At 55.2% G+C, this 24266-nt stretch carries 28 protein-coding genes; 23 read left to right on the plus strand and 5 right to left on the minus strand.

The features are described 5' to 3' along the window. Positions 1 to 51 precede the first annotated feature (51 nt). The 3 genes from ACQP2H_RS10465 to ACQP2H_RS10475 all read left to right on the plus strand — a co-directional run bounded on the left by ACQP2H_RS10465 (position 52) and on the right by ACQP2H_RS10475 (position 3266). Positions 52 to 1608 (plus strand): recombinase family protein, encoded by a 1557-nt coding sequence (locus tag ACQP2H_RS10465; RefSeq protein WP_433233512.1) that lies wholly within the window; start codon positions 52 to 54, stop codon positions 1606 to 1608. 850 nt (positions 1609 to 2458) lie between these two features. Next, complete coding sequence (locus ACQP2H_RS10470; RefSeq protein WP_433232366.1) at positions 2459 to 2995, plus strand: helix-turn-helix domain-containing protein; 537 nt, start codon at positions 2459 to 2461, stop codon at positions 2993 to 2995. 97 nt (positions 2996 to 3092) lie between these two features. Continuing rightward, positions 3093 to 3266 (plus strand): helix-turn-helix domain-containing protein, encoded by a 174-nt coding sequence (locus tag ACQP2H_RS10475; RefSeq protein ID WP_433232369.1) that lies wholly within the window; start codon positions 3093 to 3095, stop codon positions 3264 to 3266. A 744-nt stretch (positions 3267 to 4010) separates the two neighbouring features. On the opposite strand, the gene ACQP2H_RS10480 is transcribed toward ACQP2H_RS10475, so the two are convergent. Next, entirely contained in the window at positions 4011 to 4772 is a 762-nt protein-coding gene (locus ACQP2H_RS10480; RefSeq protein WP_433232372.1) for a hypothetical protein, read from the minus strand. A 256-nt stretch (positions 4773 to 5028) separates the two neighbouring features. Between ACQP2H_RS10480 and ACQP2H_RS10485 the strand changes: the two genes are divergently transcribed. The 19 genes from ACQP2H_RS10485 to ACQP2H_RS10575 all read left to right on the plus strand — a co-directional run bounded on the left by ACQP2H_RS10485 (position 5029) and on the right by ACQP2H_RS10575 (position 21414). Continuing rightward, positions 5029 to 5184: a hypothetical protein gene (locus ACQP2H_RS10485; RefSeq protein ID WP_433232374.1), complete on the plus strand. Its 156-nt coding sequence runs from the start codon at positions 5029 to 5031 to the stop codon at positions 5182 to 5184. Between the two features lie 36 nt (positions 5185 to 5220). Further along, positions 5221 to 5562 carry a hypothetical protein gene (locus ACQP2H_RS10490; RefSeq protein WP_433232377.1) on the plus strand — a complete coding sequence of 114 codons (342 nt, stop codon included), beginning with the start codon at positions 5221 to 5223 and terminating at the stop codon, positions 5560 to 5562. A 469-nt stretch (positions 5563 to 6031) separates the two neighbouring features. Then, on the plus strand, positions 6032 to 6301 hold the full coding sequence (locus ACQP2H_RS10495) for a hypothetical protein (RefSeq protein ID WP_433232380.1): 270 nt from the start codon (positions 6032 to 6034) through the stop codon (positions 6299 to 6301). After that, positions 6237 to 7799: a hypothetical protein gene (locus ACQP2H_RS10500; RefSeq protein ID WP_433232383.1), complete on the plus strand. Its 1563-nt coding sequence runs from the start codon at positions 6237 to 6239 to the stop codon at positions 7797 to 7799. Before ACQP2H_RS10495 ends, ACQP2H_RS10500 begins: the two co-directional genes overlap by 65 nt. 13 nt (positions 7800 to 7812) lie before the next feature. Continuing rightward, entirely contained in the window at positions 7813 to 9018 is a 1206-nt protein-coding gene (locus tag ACQP2H_RS10505) for a phage portal protein (protein WP_433232386.1), read from the plus strand. Continuing rightward, positions 9011 to 9787: an HK97 family phage prohead protease gene (locus ACQP2H_RS10510; protein WP_433232389.1), complete on the plus strand. Its 777-nt coding sequence runs from the start codon at positions 9011 to 9013 to the stop codon at positions 9785 to 9787. Before ACQP2H_RS10505 ends, ACQP2H_RS10510 begins: the two co-directional genes overlap by 8 nt. Positions 9788 to 9978: 191 nt before the next feature. Continuing rightward, on the plus strand, positions 9979 to 11349 hold the full coding sequence (locus ACQP2H_RS10515) for a hypothetical protein (protein ID WP_433232392.1): 1371 nt from the start codon (positions 9979 to 9981) through the stop codon (positions 11347 to 11349). Between the two features lie 65 nt (positions 11350 to 11414). Continuing rightward, positions 11415 to 11621 (plus strand): hypothetical protein, encoded by a 207-nt coding sequence (locus ACQP2H_RS10520; protein WP_433232394.1) that lies wholly within the window; start codon positions 11415 to 11417, stop codon positions 11619 to 11621. Positions 11622 to 11642: 21 nt separating this feature from the next. After that, a complete protein-coding gene (locus ACQP2H_RS10525; protein ID WP_433232397.1) occupies positions 11643 to 12245 on the plus strand; it encodes a head-tail connector protein in 603 nt (200 codons plus the stop codon). A 6-nt stretch (positions 12246 to 12251) separates the two neighbouring features. Further along, a complete protein-coding gene (locus tag ACQP2H_RS10530; RefSeq protein ID WP_433232400.1) occupies positions 12252 to 12686 on the plus strand; it encodes a hypothetical protein in 435 nt (144 codons plus the stop codon). A gap of 2 nt (positions 12687 to 12688) precedes the next feature. Further along, complete coding sequence (locus tag ACQP2H_RS10535) at positions 12689 to 13435, plus strand: hypothetical protein (RefSeq protein WP_433232402.1); 747 nt, start codon at positions 12689 to 12691, stop codon at positions 13433 to 13435. Positions 13436 to 13533: 98 nt separating this feature from the next. After that, positions 13534 to 13914, plus strand: coding sequence for a phage tail tube protein (locus ACQP2H_RS10540; RefSeq protein ID WP_433232405.1), 381 nt, complete (start codon positions 13534 to 13536; stop codon positions 13912 to 13914). A 5-nt stretch (positions 13915 to 13919) separates the two neighbouring features. Further along, entirely contained in the window at positions 13920 to 14411 is a 492-nt protein-coding gene (locus ACQP2H_RS10545) for a hypothetical protein (RefSeq protein ID WP_433232407.1), read from the plus strand. Beyond that, positions 14408 to 14809 carry a hypothetical protein gene (locus ACQP2H_RS10550; RefSeq protein WP_433232410.1) on the plus strand — a complete coding sequence of 134 codons (402 nt, stop codon included), beginning with the start codon at positions 14408 to 14410 and terminating at the stop codon, positions 14807 to 14809. The genes ACQP2H_RS10545 and ACQP2H_RS10550 overlap by 4 nt, the downstream gene beginning before the upstream one ends. A 163-nt stretch (positions 14810 to 14972) precedes the next feature. After that, positions 14973 to 17144, plus strand: a complete 2172-nt coding sequence (locus tag ACQP2H_RS10555) for a phage tail tape measure protein (RefSeq protein ID WP_433232412.1) — start codon at positions 14973 to 14975, stop codon at positions 17142 to 17144. Positions 17145 to 17482: 338 nt separating this feature from the next. Beyond that, positions 17483 to 19870: a hypothetical protein gene (locus ACQP2H_RS10560; protein WP_433232415.1), complete on the plus strand. Its 2388-nt coding sequence runs from the start codon at positions 17483 to 17485 to the stop codon at positions 19868 to 19870. Between the two features lie 9 nt (positions 19871 to 19879). Continuing rightward, positions 19880 to 20332: a hypothetical protein gene (locus tag ACQP2H_RS10565; RefSeq protein WP_433232418.1), complete on the plus strand. Its 453-nt coding sequence runs from the start codon at positions 19880 to 19882 to the stop codon at positions 20330 to 20332. A gap of 45 nt (positions 20333 to 20377) precedes the next feature. Further along, entirely contained in the window at positions 20378 to 20716 is a 339-nt protein-coding gene (locus tag ACQP2H_RS10570) for a hypothetical protein (RefSeq protein WP_433232420.1), read from the plus strand. Next, positions 20716 to 21414 (plus strand): hypothetical protein, encoded by a 699-nt coding sequence (locus tag ACQP2H_RS10575; RefSeq protein ID WP_433232423.1) that lies wholly within the window; start codon positions 20716 to 20718, stop codon positions 21412 to 21414. Before ACQP2H_RS10570 ends, ACQP2H_RS10575 begins: the two co-directional genes overlap by 1 nt. A 66-nt stretch (positions 21415 to 21480) precedes the next feature. Here the strand turns inward: ACQP2H_RS10575 and ACQP2H_RS10580 are convergent, their stop codons facing one another. Further along, positions 21481 to 21729 (minus strand): hypothetical protein, encoded by a 249-nt coding sequence (locus tag ACQP2H_RS10580; protein WP_433233514.1) that lies wholly within the window; start codon positions 21727 to 21729, stop codon positions 21481 to 21483. Then, entirely contained in the window at positions 21726 to 21896 is a 171-nt protein-coding gene (locus tag ACQP2H_RS10585; RefSeq protein ID WP_433233787.1) for a hypothetical protein, read from the minus strand. The genes ACQP2H_RS10580 and ACQP2H_RS10585 overlap by 4 nt, the downstream gene beginning before the upstream one ends. A 318-nt stretch (positions 21897 to 22214) precedes the next feature. Here ACQP2H_RS10585 and ACQP2H_RS10590 point away from each other — a divergent pair, with 318 nt between their 5' ends. After that, positions 22215 to 22454 (plus strand): GntR family transcriptional regulator, encoded by a 240-nt coding sequence (locus tag ACQP2H_RS10590; RefSeq protein WP_433232425.1) that lies wholly within the window; start codon positions 22215 to 22217, stop codon positions 22452 to 22454. 634 nt (positions 22455 to 23088) lie between these two features. Here the strand turns inward: ACQP2H_RS10590 and ACQP2H_RS10595 are convergent. Continuing rightward, positions 23089 to 23361: a hypothetical protein gene (locus ACQP2H_RS10595; protein ID WP_433232428.1), complete on the minus strand. Its 273-nt coding sequence runs from the start codon at positions 23359 to 23361 to the stop codon at positions 23089 to 23091. Further along, complete coding sequence (locus ACQP2H_RS10600) at positions 23358 to 24161, minus strand: DUF2637 domain-containing protein (RefSeq protein WP_433232431.1); 804 nt, start codon at positions 24159 to 24161, stop codon at positions 23358 to 23360. The genes ACQP2H_RS10595 and ACQP2H_RS10600 overlap by 4 nt, the downstream gene beginning before the upstream one ends. Positions 24162 to 24266: the final 105 nt, after the last annotated feature.

Below are 24266 nucleotides of genomic sequence, written 5' to 3' on the forward strand. Positions count from 1 at the left end.
TACGTCCGCCTGTCCAGAGCCGCTGATGATCGCAACCTCTCCAAGCAGGGGATGGTTGATGACCTGCGGCGGCTCTGCGCGTCTCACGGGTTCCAGGAAGTTGCCCTACACGTCGATGACGGAGCGTCGGGAGGCATCCGTAACCGGCCAGCCTTCAAGGGGTGGCTTGCTGACGCCCTTGAGGGCAACGCTGACGTCCTAGCGGCCTGGCACGTAGACCGGTTGTCTCGTGAGGGCTTGAACGTCGCAGCAACGATCCTGGACGTCATCGAGGGCAAAGACCCTGAGACTGGTCAGGTGGTTCGGCCACCGGTACGGCTGATCGGCTATGACGACAGGCTTGATTCGGCCGATGGTGAGGGCTTCCGGCTGAACTTCGTCATCAAAGCGGAACTTGCCCGCGCTGAGCTGTCTCGGATGAAGTCCCGTGCACAGGCTCGTGTGCGCCGGATGCGCAAAGAGAAGCGCAACGTCGGCGGCCTGGTCCCCTACGGGTATCAGAAGGCTCTACGGGGAGAGCATGAGCTAGAGCACGATCCTGTCAGTGCGCCCCTGCTGCAAGAGGCTGTTGCCAGGGTCATTGATGGAACGAGCATTTCCAGCATCGCCCGAGACTTCAACCAAACCGGTGTGCTGTCTCCTCGGGACCACGCTGCTATGCGCGACACCGGAAAGCCTCGTAGGGACAAGGAAACCGGGGAACCGCTACCGCCACAGGAGTGGACCGATCAGACCCTACGCCGGATGCTGACCAATCCTGTCCTTCTTGGCTACCTCACCGTTGACCGGATTATCGTCAAAGAGAACGGTTCCCCGGTCATGCGTGGCAAGCCGCTGATCTCTGAAGACGATTGGGCAGCTCTGCAAGACGCTATTACCGGTGCGAGGAAGCCTAAGACGAGGAAGGCTCCTGACGCTCTGCTGTCCGCTGCTGCGCACTGTCCTCACTGCGGTGAAGTCCTGCATTTCAATTGGATGGTGAAGCGGGACCGCAAGCAGGATTACAAATACTACCGATGCTCTGGACGCAGCAGGAAGGGCAACGGCTGTGAGGCAGGGTCGGTTCGGGCTGAGCAGCTTGAAAGCGCTGTGGAATTTGTCTTCCTCGCCAAGATGGGTGACCTGGACGTCATGAAAAAGATGTACGTCCCAGGGGATGACACGGCAACCCTGCTGTCAGAGGTGGAAGAGCGTTTGAAGGAGCTTCGTGAGGACAGGCAGGCTGGCCTGTACCGGGGGGAGCAGGGAACAGCAGAGTTCCGGCAGATGTACTCAGAGCTTGAGTCTCGGCGGGAAGAGTTGGAATCCCTGCCGTCCCGGCCGGAAGGCTGGAAGTATGTGCCTACCGGCAAGACGTACCGGCAGCTCTGGGAAGGCGCTGACATTCCTGCGAAGCAGGGACTTATCCGCGATTCGGGTATGAAGATCTTCGCTGCGATGAATCCTGACGAGAAACCTGAGGATGTCCGGCAGTATTGGGACACGCTGGCCGCTACTGAGGGTAACCGTTATCAGGTTGAGTTAGAGCCAAAAGACACCGGAGGGTCACGAATCTGGGTGATCTGGCATGGTGATATGGCCGCGAGGATTCAAGAGAAGATCCGCTAGAAACAGATCCGGATGGGGTCGGCTGCTCTTTAGAGGGGTCGACCCCTTCTGTGTGCTCTCTTCCCTCCAAAACGTAGGGATGTGCCCTGACCTGCTCTTATACCAGATCTGAGCTGAGTGGGAGATTACAACGCTCTGACCTGCTCTTGTTTCATATTTGATACGAGTGCAGGGATCGTTTCTGATACGAGTCATAAGAATCTAGATTTAAGAGATTTTAAATAAGGGGCATGAAGACCCTTCTGCTCCGCAGAAGCAAAACGGACATGCGCCTTCTGTCGCTTCGCTCCAGGCGGCTTGTCCGGGCTTTAACTTCGTTCTTAGGCAAATCCTGAGGCATAGCCTCAGTTCACAGAGGTGAGGATGTGTCTTCTCGCCTATGGCGAGGATTTGCTAAGAGCGCTTAGCGGCTTACGCGCCAGTTTGGCCCGCCGCCCCGCCCGCCTGAACCATCTTAAAACCCTCTCAGATCGATTCTGAGCGTCCTGGAGGGTCGGATGGCTACCCGTGTAAGGGTATGGGGTTCTCAAAGGCTTAGAAAGGCTCTGAGGGCTTTGAGCCTGATCGGGTCTGAGCATAGAAATCTGAGTGAAGACTACTAACACTTGTGTGGATTAACTCTTTGCAATCAAAAGAGGAATTACTGAGAGTCATCAATGACTTGTCCAACATTAAGAATTGGTAACATGGGAGGTTCCAAGATCGTTTGACCGTTATAGTATGTGTAGGAGCGAAAAGCTCCTGTGCGGTTCCTCTTTCGATCTCATGTGAAGGGGGCGGCTGGTTTCACATCTGGCCGCCCCTGAGACGAGGAACCGAATCCATGAATCGAAATTGAAGGAATATAGCCATGTCTGAACAGAATTCTTATCCTGCGTCATCGCAGTTCGTGATGGTGCCTTACGCCATGATGCAGGCTTTTGCTACTGGTGAGGTATCCGCCCCCGCTTACGCGCTCTACACAGTCATTCGCTTCCATTGGGGAGGCTTTGACAGGACGTTCCCTAAGCAGGAAACAATCGCTGAGAAGTCGGGTATGAGCGTCCCATCGGTCAAGCGTCTTCTCAAGGAACTTGCTGACAAGGGTTGGATCATCAAGGAGCGCCAGTCAAGGGTTCACGGCGGGAACGAGTATTGGATTTGTGACGTTCCCTTTGTTCGTCACGCCAACGCCCCAAAGGCTGCCTCTGCCCGCAAGCGCACCAGCACATGCAGCAAGCCAGTCAACAAGGCGGCTCAGGGCTGGAACAGTGAGGAAGAGAAGCGCCCACGTCGAGAATTCGCCATAGCCAAAAAGCAGGCTCAGACGACACAAGCGTCATCGACTGAAGGCAAGCTAGCTGATTCGAATTTCGAGTCAATTCTAGACGACATGAACGATTGGTGAGGAAGAGATTATGACTGAGCCTTATGGCCGAGTGCCACCCCGACTCCTTGACGTGAAGGCTTCAAGCAACGCAATCCGGATCTACGGTTACCTAGACATGATTATCAACTTCTTTGACAGGCATCCCAAACAGGATGAGCTAGCAGAGAAGAATGGGATGTCTCGAAGTACAGTGCAGCGTGCTCTTAAGGAGCTTGAAGAGCTTGGCTTCATCTCGGTTACGGATCGGCTGGGTCGAGGTTTGCCAAACACGTACAAACTCAATCACTGACAAGCAGCCGACCTGGTTCTGTAACGAGGTTCGAAGCGCCAACAGCCGATTACATAAGTGAGGCGAAAGGATCGCCAAAGAGGAGAGTAAGAGATGTCAGAGCAGATGTATGGAGCCTTTAATTCGAACAGTAGGACGTGGGCCACACCAGGCGGAAAGGTGTTGCTAGATACGTTCGAAAACATGCAGAGGGTAGAACCGCTCTACCCAACCTATGCGGGTTGGTTGATTGCGCCATACCCGCATCTGACCGCTGATGACCTCGCGGCGGATATCCGAAACGAGATGCGTTGTTGGCAGTGTGGCGTTAAGAGTAAGCCTGTCGAATGCACAACCTTTGAGGACGTAGCGAATGGTATTGAGCATCGCTATATTCCCATGTGGCCTGTGGGAGATCACGAGCATGCAGTTCATCCGCCTACGCAAGAGGTACAGGCAGCGTAGCCGCAACGAAGAAGCCCCGGCCCTCACTACGAGGTGACCGGGGCTTCGCTATTTCAGGAGAATGAGAATGGCTAAGGAAGTTCCCCACGGCAATATCAGATGCTACTGGCGCGGCTGTCGTTGTCAGGATTGCAAGGATGCCAACAACGCCTATCAGAACCGTAGGTATCACGCTAAGAAGGCTGAAGCACTGGCCTTCCAGAACGACACCAAGCCTATCGAGACACAAAAGTATCAGGGCCTAGTAGAGGAAGCCTTACGAGCGTTCCTACTAGACCCTGCGTACATTATTGAAATGGTTCAGGACGCTAGAACCAAGTTCTTGTCTCCACAAGAGCAGTACCTCTGCCCATAGATACCGCGCTCTGAGCCGATCCTCTTGGGAGGCGCTACAGCTAGCGTCGCTGTTGTGTGGTGTCCTGCATCGCAGACGTAGTGACCGTGCCATGCAGAGAAGGTGTCATCCACGCTCTCAGAGGTCTGCTCAGCGGTCAGCGCCTCTAGTTCCTGCTCTGGGTCGGCTAGATCCTGTGGCAGCTCTGAGAGGCTTGCAGGCTTTCCACACATGACACCCGCGATGATCTCCGCCAGGCGTACAACGGCTCTGCGATACGCCTTCTTGTCGGCCGGAGTCATAAGCGCGTAGTTCCCGCCATGCTGGTGCACATACTCGATAAGCTGAAGGTATCGCCCCTTGCCTGCCCTGTGGAAGACAGGTCCGTACAGCGCCTCACGAACGTAGCGAGGAAGGCTGTTCCATTCTGTCAGAATCGCGTATAGCTCGTCTGTGTCGATGATTGACGTGCTCTCCTGAAGCCTCTTGCGGTAGCAGATGTCTGCGGCCTCAGAGTGCAGGATGGTAGCGGGGAATCGGCCATTGGCTACCTTGTTCGGATTCAGGAACAGGTATAGGAATAACTCTTGCCGCAAGTCCTCATACTCGATGTCGATGTTCCAGTCGTATCGAGCTTTTGACGCCTTCTGCCTTGCGATTGTCTCTACTAGCTCCACTAGTTCGGGACGGTATTCAGACTTGGCAGGATCAGCCCAATTGCATTCCATGTTTGCTCCTTAAATCGCCGTTACTTATGTAATCGGCTATTCGTCGGAGTAACCTCAAGTGATCTTGATCACGAAATGCTATTTCAGATCAGATCCGCTGTCTCGGGACAGGAGATATATAGGGAAGGCCGAAACGGTCGAGAAGGATGCGCGCATATTGCGTCGGCATCGGGTTTGGATGGCGGGAAAGCTGAGGTAGAGGCACAGATCTCCTCATGTGCCTCCCTCATTTCACCAGAATCAGAGGAGAGCAACAATGGCTGAAGTAACAATTTGGATTGAGGACGAAGATGGATTGCGCCAGTCGTATTCGGCAGCCGATGAAGACATCCTCGTAGCGCTGAGAGTGACTAAGGATTTCCTTGACAATCACATTGAGATTGCCTCCGCTGACCATCAGCAGTACCCGTGAACACGCCCTGCCATTTCACCAGAATTGAGGAAAGCAATGTTCAACTTCTCATCGCCTGAACCGGGCATCGTGTACGTCGTGATGCTGATTCAGCTTCCTATGGAACTAGAGCAGAGCATGACCACTGAGGAACTTGATCAGTACATGTTCACTCAGTTCGCTAAGCGCTATGCACAGAATTCAAAGAGAAGCGCCTCAGAGGTGAAGCGTGTTATCTACATCAATCGCACCGAGGAAGACTTCGGTCTAGTCCAGTACACGGTTTATGGCGAGGTAGACCAGCGTCCTGCTCCACCACCGGAGCCTGACCCTGAGGAGCCAACAGATCCTCCTACTGATCCTGAGGACCCAACTGATCCGCCTCCCGGCGACGAATGACAAGGAGCTAGGTATGGCCTCTGACAGAAGACACTACAAGTGGATGCACTCAGGGCCATACCTAGAAGCTAAGCGGATCTGCCTAGAGGTGAATGACTACATCTGCCATCTCTGTCACCACGATGGCGCTGACACTGCGGACTACATCACCCCGGTATCAACCAAGCCTGATCAGGACAGAGCAGACCCGTACAACAAGATGCCAGCACACGGAGTGAAGGGTTGTCCTACGTGTGGGAAGAAGTGCAACCCAAGCAGAGGTAACAAGCCTCTGCCTCCTCCACTGAACACGTCAAGGGATTGGTAAGGCCATGCCTATCAACATGTTGGCACATCTTGAAGCATCAATCGTATGGCTCATGCACATGAGGCGACACATCACGTCAGAACTTCCAAGATTTTTTAGAAATCAGACCTCTAGATGACCCCGTGCCAAGTCGAAAAAAATATCCCCGAGGAGGTGCCAGCCATGACAGAGCAGGAGCCGACAGAGCGTGACTTTGTGGGAATCATGCAGGAAGGCACCTACGTAGAGAAGTTGGAAGCCCTAAGGGATCACCTGGCGGAGCGTCTGACTACTGCTGAGCACAGGGAAGCAGCCTCTATCTCAAAGCAGCTCTCAGAAGTCCTGGCGAAGCTGCAACAGGTCAGCCCTCAAGTAAAGGAGGCGTCCCGTGTCGATGTCCTCCGTGCTAAGAGGGAAGCAAGAGCCAAGAATAGGCAACTTCCCGCCGGGTGAAACTGGCGCAGGTGATGATGCTATTGAGTTCGCCGCAGACCTAGGGATTTCTCTCTACGACTGGCAGAAGTACGCAATCCGTAACGGTCTGCGTGAGGTTCCTGATCCGCAGAATCCTGACCTGTTCGTGTGGTCAGCCTCAGACGTAGGGCTCATGGTTCCTCGTCAGAATGGAAAGTCCTACATCATCGATGTTCTGATCCTGGGAGGTCTCTTCCTGTTCGATGAGCGGATCATCTTGACCGCTCAGAAAAAGAAGCCTAACGCAGAAAAGATCTTCTTCCGTGTAGCCAACATCATCGAGAAGTGGGTAAAGGCTGAGGAAGAGGGCAGAGAGAATCCGGGATTAAAGGAACTTCTGCTTCCTGGCAAGACGTGGCTTTCCAAGGAAAACGGTGGTGAGTTCATCAGACTGAAGTCTGGTGCCTTCCTTGAGATGGCAGCGCGAGGAAAGAACGCGCGTGGTGACTCGATTGACAAGCTGATCCATGACGAGGCATACGACCTGACAGAAATTGACGAGGCAGCCCTAAGCTACGCACTGTCAGGAAGCCGGAATTCTCAGACTTGGTACCTGTCCACACCACCCCTGGACACGACTAGCGGTGAGCCATACAGCACCATCCGCGAGCGTGGTCTAGCCAATGATCCTGACGTTTGTTGGATGGAGTGGAGTGTCGACCCGAATAAGCCTCTTGAGGACGTCCTAGACGATAGGGAAGCGTGGTCACAGGCTAATCCTGCGATGAACCTCCATATCCGTGAGTCCACCATCCGCAAGGAGCGAGCAAGGGCCACGAAGAGTAAGAAGGTCGAATCATTCGCTAGAGAGCGTCTAGGACGCTGGCCGGTCAAGTCTGGAAACAACCTCATCAGTGATGAGGCTTGGAACGCTATTGCTGATCCCGAGTCACAGCCGGCGGAAGATGCCTTCTTCTCTATTGGCGTGTGCGCTTGGCAGGTTAAGAACAAGGCTTATGCGGCGGTAACCGTGTGGTCTGAGCGTGAAGACGGACTAGGGCATCTTGAGGTTATCCGTACTGATCCTGGTGTCGATTGGGTGCCTGAATACCTGGCTGAGATGAAGACCAAGTATGGAGACTCACTAGTTGCCATCGGTATCGACCCTCAATCTCCACTGAAGGCAGCGGCTTTCAAGTTCGCATCTCTCGGACTCACGATTCCTGACAATCCTGATGAGCCTGAGTTTGGAGACCTAGCGGTCATGACCGGTGCGGATTGGGTAGCGGCAAACTCTCAGTTCGTTTCAGCTATTGAGGATAAGTCTTTCCGACACAGGCAGTTCGATCCGCTAGACCAGGCCGTTACTGGCGCTGCTACGCGAATGACACAGAGCGGCATTTGGGTATTCGATCGTGCTCGTTCCGATGTTGATACCAGTCCGCTTACCGCAGGACTCATCGCCCGATGGGCCTATGTAACTCGTAAGGATTCGGTCGGCAGTGGTGACTACGACCTAATGGCTTCATTCGGTTAGGAGGGTCACCATCGTGGCTAGTTTCACTCAAAGAATTCGTAACGTCTTCTCTCCGCAGGAGCGTCACGCCAATATCACGACTACTGCTGCGGATCTCATTCCGTCGCGTAACGCCTCGTCTCGTAAGGGCAGAGTCCTGGTCAACAACGACAACGCCATGAGGCATTCTGCGGTCTGGGCCTGCTTGAGACTGAGGGCTGACCTCATCTCGACAATGCCCGCAGACGTGTTCCGCAGGGTCAACGGTCAGCAAATCGAGGTGCCTAAGCCTCCTGTGCTGGTCAACCCTGGTGGGGACAACTGTGACCTACAGGAATGGCTCTACTCGACTCAGGTTGACCTAGATCGGGCTGGCAACGCCTTTGGTCTGATCACTGAGCGAAACGGTAGGGGACTTCCTAACCGTATCGAGCTGTTACCGCTGCAAAGCGTCACGGTTGTCTACAGAGACAACAAGCTCAGCTATCGCGTAGGCAATGAGGAGTTTGACCCTGCTGACATCTGGCATGAGAAGCAGTACACGATCGCTGGTCTGCCTTATGGTCTGTCTCCAATTCAGTATGCGGCCTACTCCATCGGGGAGTACCTGAGTATTCAGGACTACGCAACGGATTGGTTCAACGGCAACGCGATTCCTGCGGCTGTCTTGAAGCACACCAGCAAGAGCCTTCCCGAGGACGTTAAGGAAGCAGCTAAGGCGAGTTTCAAGGCCAACGTTGATGCCGGAGAGGTGTTCGTTCACGGTAATGATTGGGAGTACACCCCGATTCAGACAGTAGACAGCCAAACTCAGTGGCTAGCGGCCAAGCAGTACGGGCTAACCGACATTGCTCGTTTCTTCGGATGCCCTAGCGACCTGATCGACGCTGCGGTTGGTGGAAGCAGCATTACCTACGCCTCGATGAGTCAGCGCAACCTTCAGTTCTTGATTATGAATCTCGGTCCGGCAATCATCCGCCGAGAGAACAAGCTGAGCAAGCTGACCCCTTCACCGCAGTACGTGAAGTTGAATTCAGACGCTCTGCTGAGGCTTGACCCGAAGACACGCGCAGAGATGAACGAGATCAAGTTGCGTTCCCGTCAGATTGCGCCAAGCGAAGTCAGAGAGCAGGACAACCTTCCTGCGTTCACCGATTCACAGCTAGCCGAATTCGACCGGCTGTACGGCCTACCAAAGCAGTCAGGCCAGGATTCCAAGGCAGGTACCAACAATGACTAACACTGCAAACAGGGAAGCGGCTCTACGCCGCTCTGCGGCTCTCAAGCCTCAGGGCTCAGCCGGACAGCGGCCAGGCCCAAGCGCAGCACCAGCCGGCGCAGCTCGGTCACTGGGCTTTGAGGCCAAGCAGCTACGCGCCAGCCTCATTGAGCGTGACGGCAGAAGCTTCTATCAGCTTGACGGATACGCCTCAGTTGTCGAGACACCTTATGAGATGTGGGACATGTTCGGCGGCTACGACGAGGTGATTGACGCCAGAGCGTTCGACGCCACGCTAGCGGCTAATCCTGATGTGGCGTTCCTGGTGAACCACAGAGGCGTAACCATGGCTAGGACTACCAATAACACTCTAGAGCTGTCTGTGGACGCTCTAGGGCTGCGTTCGGTAGCTCTGCTCAATCCTGAGCGCCAGGACGTCAAGGATCTCATCCTAGCTATCGAGGATCGCAACATCGATCAGATGAGCTTTGGATTCCTGATTGAGGATGCTCAGTGGAACGACGATTTCTCAGAGTTCCGGATCACTCAGGTAGATCTTCACAGAGGTGACGTGTCCGCAGTCAACTACGGCGCGAATCCTCATACCTCCATCGCGGCCAGGTCGAGAGAAATCATGTCTGAGCTAGATGGACTTCCGCTTGGTGCGGCTCGTGCCGCTTTTGAGCGTCTTAATTCTCGGCTGAGTGGATCGGCCGATGTTTCTACTACTTCTGCGCCAACCGGACGCAGTATTTCGCTGGTCGAAACCATGCTACGGCTGGACGACTAGCAATCAGCACTGACCCATAAACCGCAACTCCATTTGGCAATCAGACCGAGGAGCAGCTTTACGGATCAAGCCGGCAATCAGACCGGTAGTGACGCAGAAGCGTGCGGAAGGGTTTCCAATCCCTTTCCGAAAAGAGAAATGAAATGGCTACTGTAACTGAACTTATCCAGTCACTTGAGGTTGAGCTTAAGATGGCTGAGCGCGACAGAGAGCGCGCAAATGCAGAAGTTCTGCACATTATCGACAAGGCAAAGTCTGAGGCACGTTCGAACTTCACTCCTGATGAGGATCGTCAGGTCAAGGAGCTTGAGGCCAAGCGTGACCAGGCTAAGAAGGACATCGACGGCATCAAGTTCAAGCTTGAGACTGCCCGTGCCGCTGCGGCTGACCAGGACGCGAATGAGAAGGCTTACGCTGAGCGTGCCGGTACTGGTGCCAGCAAGCCTGCCTATGACCAGGTTGCCCGTGTAGGCGCTGAGGCGCGTACCTATAGCAGGGAAACTGATCGCAAGGGTTCCCAGTTCGCTCGTGACGTGGCTCGTTCGTTCCTCTTTAGGGACCTTGACGCTGAGCACAGGCTTAACCGTCACATGGCAGAAGAGCGTGTAGAGCGCGGCCAGTACCTAGAGCGTGCGGCTGGAACTGGTGCCTTCTCTGGCCTGGTTGTTCCTCAGTACCTAACTGAGATGTACGCCCCGAACGTCAAGGCTATGCGTCCATTCGCGGACATCTGCAACAAGCATGACCTTCCGGCTAGCGGTATGACTGTGAACATCAGCCGTGTCACTACTGGTTCGTCTGTGGCTCTTCAGTCGTCTGAGAATTCGGCTGTGTCGGAAACGAACATGGACGACACTCTTCTGACTGAGAATGTGCAGACCGCTTCTGGTCAGCAGACTCTTTCTCGTCAGGCAATCGAGCGTGGTACTGGTGTGGAAGAGATCGTGATGAGCGACCTGTTCCGCTCGTATGCAACTACTCTTGACAACACTCTCCTTAACCAGGCGACTACTGGTCTGTCTGCGGTTGCTCAGTCTGTTGCTTACACCGATCCCTCTCCTACGGCTGCTGAGCTGTACCCGAAGTTTCTGAACGCTAGCGCAAACATTGAGGATGCTCTGTTGGGACAGGCAACCCCTTCTCACGTGATCATGCACTCTCGTCGCTGGAACTGGCTACAGAGCCAGATGACTAGCACGTGGCCTATGTTCACTCAGCCAGGAATTCCTACTCAGTCTGCTGGTGTCAACACTGGTGTTGGTTACAACGCTGGTATTCGTGGCTACCTGCCTAACGGCCTGGCGGTCATTGTTGACAACAACATCGTTAAGAACCTCGGAACCGGAACCAACGAAGATGAGATCTACGTTGTTGCGGCTGATGAGTGCCACCTGTGGGAAGACCCGAACGCGCCGGTATTCATCCGCGCTGAGCAGGCTGCTGCGGCAAACCTTGGTGTTCTTCTGGTTATGTATGGCTACTTCGCCTACAGCTTCCGTCGTTACACCAACGGTGTAGCCAAGATCGGCGGAACCGGTCTGGTAACTCCGACCTTTGCCTGATGATCCCTCTCTAGTGGGCGGTCTGTCATTCGATGGGCCGCCCACTGCTATTCCTAGGAGAAATTATGTCCAACGACAAAACTGATTCATGGCTTGAGGCTCTGCAGGAAGAGCGTAGGGGTTATGAGGTTCATGGCCTGACCGAGCGTGTCAAGGAAGTCGACAACGCTATTCGCGCCCACCTGACCGCTAAGAACGGTAAGCCTGAGGGCCGCACCAGCACTAATCCGCGCAAGCAGACAGCTAATGCGCCACGTAAGCAGACAACTTGATGAGAGGGGAGGTGGTCAGTGATGTCTTCCACTTTGTACGCGAGTCTTGAGCTGTTCAAGGAATCTCGCACCATCCCTGATAATGAGACTTCACGGGATGAGAGTTTGACAGCAGCTCTGCTGGCTGCCTCCCGTCAAATCGACCGGCTGTGCAGTAAGACACCAGGCGGATTCGCTCTGGCTGATACTGCCACTGCTAGAACCTTCTCCACCATCAGCCGCACCTACTCCGACAGGGATTATGCGTGGCTCCTGGTGGACGACATCGGCAGCCTTGACGGCTTGGTCGTGGAGACAGGCTCAGGCTCTTCCTGGTCGACTGTGACCGGATACGAGACTGGCCCTGACAACGCTTTAGCTAGAGGACTACCGATCAGCAGGCTAGGAACGTCTGGCACCTGGCCGGATAGAGCGCGAGTCAGGATTACCGCTGAGTGGGGATTCCCCGCTGTGCCTCCTGAGATTGAGAGAGCCACGCTGATTCAGGCTAATCGCCTGTTCATGCGTAAGGACTCCGCTCAGGGTGTTGCTGGAAATTCCGAGTGGGGAGTGATTCGTCTCGGCAAGGTTGACCCTGATGTTGAGGCGCTGATTTGGCCTTTCATGGCTCCCGGGTTTGGGTGATCTGCCATGAACATTTCAGAGGTACGACAGGAGCTAGCGAACGCTGTTGCTGTCATTCCCGGCTTCATCGGCTACGGCTATGCGCCTGACTCGATTACGGTTCCCTGCTTCGTCCCTACAGAGGTCGAGCTTGAGGTTAACCAGTCGTTCGGTGGATACGACAAGGCAACCATCACATGTCATGTCCTTGTCTCGGCAGCAGATGACGAGTTTGGTCAGAAGCTCCTAGACGAGTTGTTGTCTCGCACTGGTTCCCGTTCCGTCAGGGCTGCTCTCAATGCGGCTAAAGGTGAGCCAGGGGACTACGCGCTTAACGGTGCTGCTGATGCCTTCACTATCACCCGTATTCAGGGATATCGGAAATACACGTTCGGCGAGACGGAGAAATACTTCGGGGCTGAGATCGTGATTGAGGTTTTAGGAAAGAATGAAGGTGACTGACCGTGGCAAAGTTTGTGATGCACAATACCCGCATATTCGCTGGCGCTGCTGACCTGACAGGAGTCTCTAACAAGGTCGAGGTGTCCAGTGAGGTGGAGGAAAAGGAAGTCACGGCCTTCAACCCTGTAGAGGGTCAGCCAGCCTGGAAGGAAGTCCTTGGTGGACTTGCCTCCACCAAGATCTCTGGTGAAGGCCAGTGGGAAGCTGGTGACCCTTCCAAGGTCGACAACGAGTCATGGTCTGGGCTGGGTGCCGTAGGCGCGTGGACCATCTGTCCTACCGCTGCAAGCTCTGGCAACCTCGCCTACTTCACCAACGGCCTACGTACCTCCTACGAGGTTGGCGGCAAGGTTGGTGACGTCGCTCCCTGGAAAGCTGAGGCGTCGGGTACATGGCCGCTGGTGCGGGGAGTGTCCCTGCACAGCCCTGGAACCCCTCGTACGGCTACAGGAAGTGCACCAGGCGTGCTGCACGTTGCGGTGCCTGCCGGCAAGCAGCTCTACGCCGCTCTGCATGTCCTGTCTGTGGCTGGCACTGGCTCACCGAGCCTGACTGTGGTTGTCGAGTCTGATGACGCTGTGGGCTTCCCGTCGCCGGCTACACGACTGAGCTTCGCTGCGGCTACCGCAGTGGGCAGCCAGATCCTCCGATCGGCTAATACGAACACTGACACCTATTACAGGGTCAGTTACACAATCTCCGGCACGACTCCGAGCTTCCTGTTCATGGTGTCGGTAGGCGTCGCCTAAATCTCTGTTCTCTCTAACCCATCACTCATTGCGGGTGATGGGTTTCTTATTACCTTTTGGAGTTTCTAATGGCAAAGATGGTTCTAACTTCATCGTACGTGGCTCTCAACGGCACTGACCTTTCCGCGTACGCGAACAGCATTGAGCTGAGCACAGAAGTTGACGAGAAGGAAGTCACTACGTACGCCTCTGGCGGATGGAAGGAAGTCCTTGGCGGGCTCAAGTCGGGCACTCTAGCGATTGAGCTTAAGCAGGATGTTGCGGCATCTGCTCTTGACTCGATTATGTGGGCATTGCTCGGAACAAACGTGACCTTTGAGGTTCGACTATCGGGCGCTGCTGTCGGCACATCGAATCCGAAGTACACAGGTGTTGTCATGGTGAAGGAGTGGACACCTATCTCGGGTGGCGTTGGTGACGTGGCTGAGGTCAAGGTTTCCTACTCGACGTCTGGCGCTGTGACTCGCGCAACGAGCTGATAGCCATGATTGAGCTATCAACAGATCAGAAGGCATTGCAGGCTCTAGGCAAGGCGCTCAAGCAGGAAGCGGACGGTAAGAAGCTGCGTCGAGATCTGGCTAGGGAAATGCGCCAGGCGCTAGAGCCTGCAAAGGCCGAGGTTCGCTCTTCTCTGATGTCGATGCAGTCAGGTGGATTACCTGTTGATGGCCCACCTCTGCGTACGACTGTGCTGAAGGGTTTGAAGGCTGAGGCTCGTCTCAGTGGGCGCTCTACCGGTGCGCGTCTGCGTATCAAGCGCACGCCTGGTGTTCGTGGATTCGCTAACGCCCCTAAGAGGCTCAACCGGGCTAACGGGTGGCGACACAAGGTATTCGGCCGGGACGTGTGGGTTCAGCAGGAAGGTCAGCCAGGTTATTTCGACCGGGCACTCAAGAGCAATGCAGCGAAGTACCGCAAGGCCGTTCTAGAGGCCATGGAGAAGACTGCACGAAGAATAGCGAGGAACACAAGATGATCGTTACATACACGCCGGAAGGCGATGCGGCTCAGGAGTGGGAGTTTTCCACCGGCCGGATCAAGGCTAGCGAAGCGGAGATCCTACAGAAGCGCTTTGGTGGCACCTGGGATGAGTTCAAGGTTGGTGTCCTCAAGGGTGATGTGAGGGCTCGTAGGGTCATGCTCTGGCATTGCCTGCGCAGGGACCATCACACGCTGCGCTTTGAGGATATGCCTGACTTCTATGACAGTGAGCTTGAGCTTGAGTTCACGAAGTCTGAGCTTGAAGGAATTCGTGCTCAGGTCGCTACGGCTGGTGGATTGGCTGAGGAAGAGCGTGAGTCGACTTTGGCCGCTCTAGACGCTCAAATCGCTGATGCTCCGGACGGCTTGGGAAAAGCTTCCTCGAAGAACTGAAGCAGAAGTATTGGCCTGACGCTGCTGCGGAACTTCACATTCCCCCATACATGTGGGGTGAATTAACCATGGACGAAATCGAACAAATGTGTGCGGTCATCGACCACATGCGTAAGCAGGCCAAGGAGTCTGAGCGGGGGTAATTGCTATGGCAGATACAAGCGTGGTATTCAACATCCTCGCAAAGGACAAGGCGTCCAAGACGTTTGACTCTATTAAGGGTAAGGCTGCGGTTGCTGGTGCGGCTATTGGTGCCGTACTGGCAGCCGGCCTGGCTACCGGACTTGCAGCGACAATGGACAAGTCCAAGTCTGATGCTCTTCTAGCGGCGCAGATTGGTGGAGACGCGCAGACGGCTGCTGAGTTCGGAAAGATCTCAGGGAACCTGTACGCCAAGGGCTTTGGTGATTCTGTAGAGACTGCCAGCGCAGCTATCAAGGGTGTATGGCAGAACGCGCTAGTCCCTGATGATGCGAGTGACGCAGCTATTGAGGCTGTGTCGGCAAAGGTCTTGACTCTGGGAACAGTCATGGTGGAGGAGTCAGACAGAGTTTCTGCGACCGTGTCGACAATGCTCCGTACTGGTATGGCTAAGAGCGCTGAGGAAGCCTTTGACATCCTCGCCAGAGGTACACAGCAGGGTGTCAACAAGGCTGGGGACCTCCTGGACACGTTCGAGGAATATCCCACCCTGTTCCGTTCTCTTGGCCTCAACGGTACTCAGGCTATGGGTCTGTTGAACCAGGCTATTAAGGGTGGTGCCCGCAATGCTGACCAGGCTGCGGACGCTCTGAAGGAGCTTGGTATTCGGGCTATCGATGGCTCTAAGGGAGCTAGGGCAGCCTACAAACTGCTAGGGCTAGATGCAGACAGCATGATCAAGAAGATTGCTAAGGGTGGTCCGTCCGCTGCAAAGGGAATGGATCAGATCTTTGATGGTCTGAGAAAGATCAAAGACCCTGTGAAGCAGAACGCTGCTGGTGTCGGGTTGCTTGGTACCAAGTGGGAAGACATGAGAGACGCCGTTTTGAAGATGGATCTCTCTACCGCGTCCAAGTCTCTTGGAGATGTCTCCGGTGCCGCACAGAGGGCAGGAGACACGCTTCAGAACAGTACCGGCGCAAAGGTCGATCAGTTCAAGCGGAAAGTGCAGATGGGCTTGGTCGATGTTCTTGGCAAGGCTGTTATCTGGATTGAGAAGCACAACTCTGTCGTTAAGACAATGGCAATGGTCCTTGGTCCTATCGTCGCTATCATCGGAACGGTAGTAGCCATCACTAAGGTGTGGACTGTTGTGCAGACAGCGCTGAATGTCGCAATGTCGCTTAACCCTGTAGGTGCGATCATTCTCGGAGTGATGCTGCTTATTGGTGTCATTGTTTTGATCGCTACAAAAACCACATGGTTCCAGAGTATTTGGCAAGCTGTGTGGGGATTCCTTAAGGGTGTTGGTGCCTGGTTCGCCGGACCATTCGCAGGTTTCTTTGTTAGCGCTTGGCAGGCAATCTCTGCTGGCGCTATGTGGTTGTGGAATGGTGTTCTCCGACCAGTCTTTAACGGAATCAGCGCTGCTATCGGCTTTGTGGTTCAGATCGTGACTTCATTCGCTGCACTGTGGTGGTTCCTGTTCAGGAACACTATCGGCGCTGCGGCTCTGTGGCTTTGGAACAATGCGGTAAAGCCAGCCTTCAACGGAATTGCCGCAGCGGCGAACTGGCTATGGCAGAACGCGCTAGTCCCTGTGGGTCATGGAATCTCTACCGTCATGCATGGTATTGGTGGCGTAGCGAGTTGGCTATGGAAGAACGCTATTGGCCCTGCGGTTAACGGTATCCGTTCTAACTTCGACAAGGTAATGGGTGTTGTAAAGAAGGTGGGAAGCGTCTTCAAGTCAATCTTCGGAGCGATCGGCGGATATGTGTCAGGAGCCTTCAGTTCGGCAGTAGGTACAGTGAAGGGCTCTATTAACTCGATAATCCGATTGATCAACAATGCGGTCGGATTCATCAACGGAAGCGTCATCAGTAAGGCGAACAAGATTCCGGGCGTGAACTTCCCACACCTGCCGAGTATCCCATTCCTGGCTAAGGGTGGAACGATCACCAATTCCGGTATGGCGGTGGTTGGTGAGAACGGCCCTGAGTTGCTGAATCTCAACCGTGGCGCTCAGGTGACTCCGCTATCCCGCTCCTCTGGTGGTAACGGTGGGGGTGGCACAGTTGTTCTCGAATTCAGTTCTGGTGGAGATCCGCTAGATGATCTCCTTATTCAACTTATCCGCAAATACGTAAGGGTCAAGGGGCGTGGAGACGTCCAGATCGCTTTTGGGAGTTGATCAATATGGCTTTCCCTCAGGATGCGCTGTCTCCGGTAGGAGAGCTATACATCGGCTCTCTGGGCTGGACGAACATCACGTCAGACATGCGGCTTGAGTCTGCTGGTGGAGGAATCACGATCAATGGTGGTCGTACCTCTGAAGGCCAGCAGACTCAAGCTAGTAGCTGCTCCATGCGCCTGGACAACAGGTCAGGCAAGTACAGCCCTCGTAACCCTCGTAGTCCCTACTTCGGTCTGATTGGCCGTAACACGCCTTTCCGGCTGAGTACGCCTCTGTGGTCAGACACGTTTACCCGTACCGTCTCCGGAGGTCTGGGCACCTCTGACAGTGGCCTTGTGTGGTCGGTGGCGGTAGGTGCGGACTGGTCCGTAGCCGGCGGCAAGGGTGTCATCAGTTTCCCTAATGCGGCATCGACTCGTATCGGAGTGCTGCTGAACAGCCATACCGTCGACTCTGACCAGTTCATTGAGTTCACCATTCCTGCGGTCATGACCGGTGCCTCAATGGTGGCTGGTCTACTAGCTCGGTATGTCGACGGAAGTAATTTCTACTGGCTGCGTGCGGAGTTCGATGTTGCTGGTGTGATGGCGCTGAAGATCTCCCGCACAGTCGGTGGTGTCGATACGGAGCTAGGCACCCTGCGGCCTATCACTGGTGTGACTTACTCGGCTGGCACTGTCATGAGGGTACGAGCATCCTGCGTGGGTACGAAGCTCAGCATCAAGGCGTGGCGTTCAGATCAGCTTGAGCCGAAAGACTGGCAGTTCTCCGTATCCGACGATTCGATCCGGACAGCAGGGCTGGTAGGTATTCGAGCTTGGCTGGTAGGTGGAAACACGAACAGCCCTGTTCCGGCCCTGTCATTCGACAACTACAAAGTCACGCTGCCTCTGTTCTTCGGTGAGATCTCTGAGTGGCCTTCCCGTTGGGATGTATCGGGTAAGGACCAATGGGTGCCGGTGGATGCGTCCGGAGTGCTGCGTCGACTAGGGCAGGGCAAGAAGGCTCTACGTTCTCCCATCTACCGAAACTTGAGTCAGTATTCACCTAGTGCGTATTGGCCTCTTGAGGATGGAAGCGACAGCGAGTATCCGTCAAGCGCTGTCTCTGGTGCGCCTAGAGGGTCAGCTATCGATGTCACTTATTCGGCGGAGGATTCTCTGCCTGGTGCGGCTACGGTAGCGAAGTTGGGTTCGGCAACATCCGCCATGACTTTGACGAACAGGCCGAACAGCAGCAGCACTGCGTGGTGTGTCATTTTCTATCTCAAGCTGGATTCCCTGCCAGCCTCTAACACTACGTTCATGCGGATGAGTTCCACGGGACGTGTGACGGACTGGACTTTCAACATCTCCAGCACGACTTATGAGTGGATCGGAACTGATGCTGCCGGAGCGACTGTGGTCTCTCAGGCGACCACGCACGGAGGTGAAGCGCCCCCTACCAAGTGGGTAGCTTTCCAGGTGTACGCCAAGCAGAACGGCGGGAACGTCGACTTGGTAGTCAACTGGCACGCTGTCGGGAGCGACACCTTCTACTCAATTGTTCTGGGTGCGATCACCTATGCAGGTGCGGTCAGGACGTTGAATCAGATCAGGTTTGTTCCGAGTGCTCTATCCGCGTGTATCGCTCATGTTGCTGTGGCAGGGCGTGAACTTCCACTTGTTCAGAACAAGTTCGCTCGTGCCTCAAATGGCTATCTGGGTGAGGCACCAGCAGAGCGCATCAAAAGACTGTGTACGGAGGAAGCGGTTCCTTCTGATGTCGTGCCTGACTCCGACGATGTGCAGCTATTGGGGCGGCAAAAAAATGAGAGCTTCCTAGATCTGCTTGACGACGCAGCGGCAGTAGGAGGAGGAATCCTGTACGAGTCTCGCGCTGATCTGGCGGTCGCGTACAGAAACCGGAACAGCATCTACAATCAAACACCATTAGGGATCTCCTACAGCACTGGTCATGTCGCAAGTCCATTTGAACCAGTTGAAGATGACTCCGCCATCCGTAATGACGTCACTGTCACCAGGGAGGGAGGCGGCTCAGCTCGTGTTGTGGTGGACACCGGTCCACTGTCAGTTTCAACGCCTCCAAGCGGTGTCGGGGTATACGACGAGTCGGTAACGCTCAGCCTGTTCACCGACGTCCAGGCGGCCGACCAGGCGGGTTGGCGGACACGACTAGGCACGATCGATGAGGCGCGTTACCCGCGTGTGTCGGTTGATCTCACTTCCTCTGTGTGGGCTTCTAGTCAGAAGCTAGCGCGTCAAGTAACGGCTCTTGGTCCTGGTGACCTCGTGTCAATCAGTGGTTTGCCTGACTGGCTTCCTGCTGGCCCTGTGACTGCCGTAGTTCAGGGGTACACCATGCGTCTTGACGCTTTCGCGTGGGACATCACATGGAACGCAACGCCTGGTTCCGCGTGGACAGTGGCGCAAGCTGACAGCAATACGCGGGTTGACTCTGACTCGTCTGTGCTGTCAGCAGGAGTGTCTTCAAGCGCCACGAGTTTGTCTGTGGCGTCTGACCCGATCGATTTGTGGACTACCGATCCTGCTGACTTCCCACTGTCCATTCTGGTTGGTGGGGAGTTGATGACGGTTACTGCCATCTCCGGTAGCACGTCACCGCAGACCTTCACGGTTACGAGGTCAGTTAATGGAATCATTAAATCTCAATCTGCCGGTGCTGCGGTAAACGTTGCCGAGCCGGCAATCGTTCCTCTCTAGGAGTTTGCCATGGCAATTACCGCAGGACAAAAGCTAACCGCGTCTCGTCTGAACATTCGTACCGTCCGGGCGAGACGCACCACAACCCTTTCCCTCACAAGCGGAACACTTACCGCCGTGACTCTTGATACGAGCGATTTCGACAACTCGTCAATGTTCACGCCTGGTGGATCGCTGATAACACTGCCGATCGCTGGTGTGTGGGGATTCCAGGTCTATGGAAGTTTCGCATCGAATGCCACCGGTCAGAGGCGATTCTTGATGGAGATCGGTACTACCGGTGTCTACACGGGAATTGACTCCCGGCCGGCGGTTTCTGGTGACGTCACGCACATCACCTTGTCTGGCTCGTATGTTGCCAGTGCTGGTGACCAATTGCGAGTAGTGGCACATCAGACAAGCGGTGGGGCGCTGAACCTCCTTGCAGGACTTTATATCACTGCATGGTACGTCGCATCGTAAATAATCACATGAGAAGCCCCGGAGGCTAACTAAGGGGGCTAGGCAATGATCGAACCAGAAGTTATCTCTGCGGTTTCCGCAGGAGTTGCAGCCTTGTCGGGACTGTGGGGATACCTATCCAGCCGTAAAGCTGCACAAGCACAGAAGGAAATGCCAAGGCTGACCGCAGAAGCGGCAGCTTTTTCTTTGGCTAAGGATCACTACGTCAACATCATCACTGAGCTAGAGGAACACGTTGCCTGGCTGAAGAACGAGCTGAGTGAACGCACTAAGGAAAACTCAGACCTCAGGCAGAGGATTGCCGCTCTTGAAGCAGCAGTAGAAGCCCTGAGGAATCAGTCTGTGGTGATGGTTCAGCAGGCCAAGAATACGGAGGAAGCTTGATGGCCTGGTATTCAAACAAGGCGCTGACCAACTTCCGAGCTGCTGTCAACACGAAGTATCCGAACAGGGATAAGACTTCAGACGGCACTGTCGGAGATGAGGCGCACCAGAACACAAATTCGGATCACAACCCTGATCCGGACGGCTCTGTAGACGCATGGGATATGGACGTCGACTTGCGATCAGTCAACGATGCTGCGGCTATTGAGGAGTTGAAGAGAGTCTTTCAGGCTCATGAGTCTTCTCAGTATTGGATTCACAATCGCAAGATTGCCAACCGCAGCGACGGATGGGTGAGGCGTGACTACACAGGAAAGAACCCACATGACAAGCATGTTCATTGGAACACCCGTGAGTCTCACGAGGACAGCAACAAGCCCTGGAACATTATTGGAGTTGATGACATGTTTGAACAGGAAGACAGAGACAAGCTCAACGTAGTGCATCGTGAGCTGACCAGGCTTCACGGAGCATTCCCCATCGGACAGGCGTACCTACGCCTAGCCGTGGGCAAGGATGACGCTGAAGGCGCAAAGCCAGTGACCCACCCGAGCCTGAAGAGTCTTGGTGACGTCCTGGCCGCGATCAAGGCGGACGTAGAAGCGATCAAGGCTACCCCTGCTGGATCAGTCGTGATCACTGATGAGCAGCTTGAGAGAGTGCTCAGGAAGGTCATCGGTTCCGTTGATACGGTCTGAGTGTCCACAAAAGACAGAAAGCCCTGTACCCGTCCGTGAAGGATGAGGTACAGGGCTTTTTGTGTTTCAGCGTCGGTTGACTCTTCTCCTCACCATGCTCTGTGCGGGATCGGAGAATTGCAGACCATCCTTCTGCACGAAGATCTTCCTGCGGGAGACAGCATCACCTGATGAGTTCAACTGGTAGCCGTCCAACCATACCCATCCGTCGTACGTGTACCAATCGTCCAGGACTCGAATCAGGCGGAACCGGATCGGACGTAGGAATTGGATGCTGGCTGCTCTGGTCACGTACAAAACCGTTCCGGCCCTCATCGGAGCATCGCCCGGTATCTGCGCCACATCCTGATTCGGTTCCGGGCTGCTTCCTGCATCGGGCAGAAACCCATCTCCGCGCACTTGTGGCACCTGCTGTGCTTGTGGAAGTCGAGTAGCGCCCATGACAGGCTGATGAGGAACGGCGCGTCATCCCACTCGCTCACTGGCGCTCCTCCCAGTACCTCCGGCGGTGGTCACCCACAGAGGGGGCAGGCCGCTGCGGAGCCTCAGGAGCCTTCTGAGGGCTTGGTGCGGGCGCTGACGCCTGGACGACGACATCGACGGGCTCATCTGGCCGTTGAAACCACTTGCTGCGTGGCACGTGTAGTCACTCCCTGGTGCTAGGGGTGTACGGGACGTCATCGAGGGTAGTCCGACTCGTTCTGCTCGTACAGCCCTGTACAGCACGCACATGGGCGTGTTGGAGCGTGCAGCACGTACCGCACGGAGGGTGCCGTGTGTCTCGTCCCTAGGTTCAGGCCATGACCATCGATGAGATGTCGCCGGTCCCGTTCTACGTGCAGCTTGCGGACATCCTGGCCGCGCAGATCGCTGACGGGACTCTGAAACCTCGTACGCCGATCCCGAGTGAGGCGCACTTGCAGCAGACGTACGGCGTGTCTCGTGGGACTGTGCGTGCTGCGGTCAAGCTCATGCGGGAGCGTGGCCAGGTGCTCACGTTCCCCGGTCGCGGGACGTGGGTTGCCGAGAAGCAACCGTGAGGCGTGCCGTATCCTCAGCATCTTCCGGAGACATCAATAGGGTGCTCTTGCGATAACTCCGGAAAAAGGAAAGGGAGCCCTCTTTGTGAAGGCTCCCTTTTCTCATCCCAACTCTCTGATTATGTCCCATCCCCAAATTGCAAGAACCAACTCAAGCCTGTAGTAGTGCCGCCAACACAAGGGCACAGGGTGATCCTCGTGGTTGCTGACAAGTACATGAGCATCACGGGCCAACCAGAATGGGCATCGTACACACCTCATAGCTTCTCCCTTGCTTTGCGTAGTCGCTGTGTCAGATCCTCAATCACTGGCTGACGCTTCTCAGCCTTTTCCTGCGCTGCTGCGATTCTCTGATCAGTGAACATAGTGAAGTCTCCTGTCTCGCCATACGGACTTGTTGGCTCTGGTGAACGCCACACGGTTGGTAGGTTCGGGCGTTGGCTTCTCCTGGTGGCGCTTCTCTGCCTCTGCCATGATCTGCCTAATGCGCTGTCGCGCTTGTGCTCTTGCCTCAATCATCAGGCTCTCCTCATCTCTTTGCCGACACCTTTAATATCGGCTGTTAGCGCTATGAACCTCGTTAAGACACAAAAAGAGGGCCACCCCGAAGGGCAGCCCTCTCTCTGTGGTTGTGTCAGGCGTAGCCCTCAGCGGTTTCAACCTTGTCCCACACGATGATCGTTTCTCCGGCGTAGGTCATGAGGACAAACTCCGTGTAGATCTTGCCGTACAGCGGCTCCGCCCCGTTCAGTGCGTTGCTGTCGACGCGTACCGCCTCGTAGTGGCAGCCACACTCCAAGGTCACTGCCCTCATGCCCTCAGCAGGGCCGTCAGGGGTGAAGTGCCAGGTGCCATGAGCAACGAAGCTCGTGATCTTGCCGTGAGTCTTGCAGTAGGGGAGTCTCATGCCATAACCGCCTTCTGGGAGTTTCGGTAGTTCTGAAGCGTGCGGGGAGCAATGCCGAGTGCATCGGCAACGGCTTTCCATGTGCCGAGTTCCGACTTCAGTGCATCGGCACGAGCAACGATTTCGGCAACATCAGGCTTTGCCGATTCGGCACGCTTCTCCGTGTGTGCCGGCACAACGTGCTTCCGGATTCGTGGCTTGCCGTTCCGATCGGCAACAGGCTTTCTCGGCACAATCGGCAAGGTGTTCACGCCGACCGGCACGAGGTTCCACCATGCAGGCTGTACCGGTTCCGATGGGCAGGGAATCGGCATGCTGAAATCGGCAATCAGCATAGGCTGCGGAGCAGGGATAACAGGATCGGCAAGTGACAGCGGATCGGCAATCGGCATCAGAATGGAATCGGCAATCGGCAAGCTCTTACCGGCACGGGCGAGCACTTCCACAGTCAGCAAAAGCGCAACTGCCGGCCATGCCGATACGACCCTGCTGATGAGATCGGCATCGGCAACGATCACGTTAGCGGCAAGAGAAGCAAGCACACCGATGAGGAATGCTGCCCATGCCGATCCTTTCTTGTGCCGACCATCACCGAGTGCCAGAGTGGCAACGAGAATCATTCCGTCAACTGAGAACGGCAGAAGCGTTGCCAGAAACGGGGATTGTCCTGCCGAGAGAGCAAGCTCCCTCATGTGGTCATAGCTGCCGACAGCGGCAACCAGGCTTACGATGACCGTGCAGATGATGGAAGCTACGCGACGGGCGTTCCATCGCGCGGCCTTCCTCGTAGGGGTGTTCATGGTGGTTCCTCCTGTTGATCTTGATCTCTCTATAGAGATCGGTCAGAAGGCGTCCCAACCCCTGTTAAGCAGGGATCAAGGTGGTTGTGAAACCCTGTCGTCGGA

Origin of the sequence: Micromonospora sp. CA-248260 (genome assembly GCF_050942205.1) — a bacterium.
Classification (GTDB): Bacteria; Actinomycetota; Actinomycetes; order Mycobacteriales; family Micromonosporaceae; genus Micromonospora; species Micromonospora antibiotica.

Coding starts and splice junctions, on each gene's coding strand:
- ACQP2H_RS10465 (WP_433233512.1), top strand. CDS start 52: ATGGTTGATGACCTGCGGCGGCTCTGCGCGTCTCACGGGTTCCAGGAA.
- ACQP2H_RS10470 (WP_433232366.1), top strand. CDS start 2,459: ATGTCTGAACAGAATTCTTATCCTGCGTCATCGCAGTTCGTGATGGTG.
- ACQP2H_RS10475 (WP_433232369.1), top strand. CDS start 3,093: ATGATTATCAACTTCTTTGACAGGCATCCCAAACAGGATGAGCTAGCA.
- ACQP2H_RS10480 (WP_433232372.1), bottom strand. CDS start 4,772: ATGGAATGCAATTGGGCTGATCCTGCCAAGTCTGAATACCGTCCCGAA.
- ACQP2H_RS10485 (WP_433232374.1), top strand. CDS start 5,029: ATGGCTGAAGTAACAATTTGGATTGAGGACGAAGATGGATTGCGCCAG.
- ACQP2H_RS10490 (WP_433232377.1), top strand. CDS start 5,221: ATGTTCAACTTCTCATCGCCTGAACCGGGCATCGTGTACGTCGTGATG.
- ACQP2H_RS10495 (WP_433232380.1), top strand. CDS start 6,032: ATGACAGAGCAGGAGCCGACAGAGCGTGACTTTGTGGGAATCATGCAG.
- ACQP2H_RS10510 (WP_433232389.1), top strand. CDS start 9,011: ATGACTAACACTGCAAACAGGGAAGCGGCTCTACGCCGCTCTGCGGCT.
- ACQP2H_RS10515 (WP_433232392.1), top strand. CDS start 9,979: ATGGCTGAGCGCGACAGAGAGCGCGCAAATGCAGAAGTTCTGCACATT.
- ACQP2H_RS10520 (WP_433232394.1), top strand. CDS start 11,415: ATGTCCAACGACAAAACTGATTCATGGCTTGAGGCTCTGCAGGAAGAG.
- ACQP2H_RS10525 (WP_433232397.1), top strand. CDS start 11,643: ATGTCTTCCACTTTGTACGCGAGTCTTGAGCTGTTCAAGGAATCTCGC.
- ACQP2H_RS10530 (WP_433232400.1), top strand. CDS start 12,252: ATGAACATTTCAGAGGTACGACAGGAGCTAGCGAACGCTGTTGCTGTC.
- ACQP2H_RS10545 (WP_433232407.1), top strand. CDS start 13,920: ATGATTGAGCTATCAACAGATCAGAAGGCATTGCAGGCTCTAGGCAAG.
- ACQP2H_RS10550 (WP_433232410.1), top strand. CDS start 14,408: ATGATCGTTACATACACGCCGGAAGGCGATGCGGCTCAGGAGTGGGAG.
- ACQP2H_RS10565 (WP_433232418.1), top strand. CDS start 19,880: ATGGCAATTACCGCAGGACAAAAGCTAACCGCGTCTCGTCTGAACATT.
- ACQP2H_RS10570 (WP_433232420.1), top strand. CDS start 20,378: ATGATCGAACCAGAAGTTATCTCTGCGGTTTCCGCAGGAGTTGCAGCC.
- ACQP2H_RS10575 (WP_433232423.1), top strand. CDS start 20,716: ATGGCCTGGTATTCAAACAAGGCGCTGACCAACTTCCGAGCTGCTGTC.
- ACQP2H_RS10580 (WP_433233514.1), bottom strand. CDS start 21,729: ATGAGGGCCGGAACGGTTTTGTACGTGACCAGAGCAGCCAGCATCCAA.
- ACQP2H_RS10590 (WP_433232425.1), top strand. CDS start 22,215: ATGACCATCGATGAGATGTCGCCGGTCCCGTTCTACGTGCAGCTTGCG.
- ACQP2H_RS10595 (WP_433232428.1), bottom strand. CDS start 23,361: ATGAGACTCCCCTACTGCAAGACTCACGGCAAGATCACGAGCTTCGTT.
- ACQP2H_RS10600 (WP_433232431.1), bottom strand. CDS start 24,161: ATGAACACCCCTACGAGGAAGGCCGCGCGATGGAACGCCCGTCGCGTA.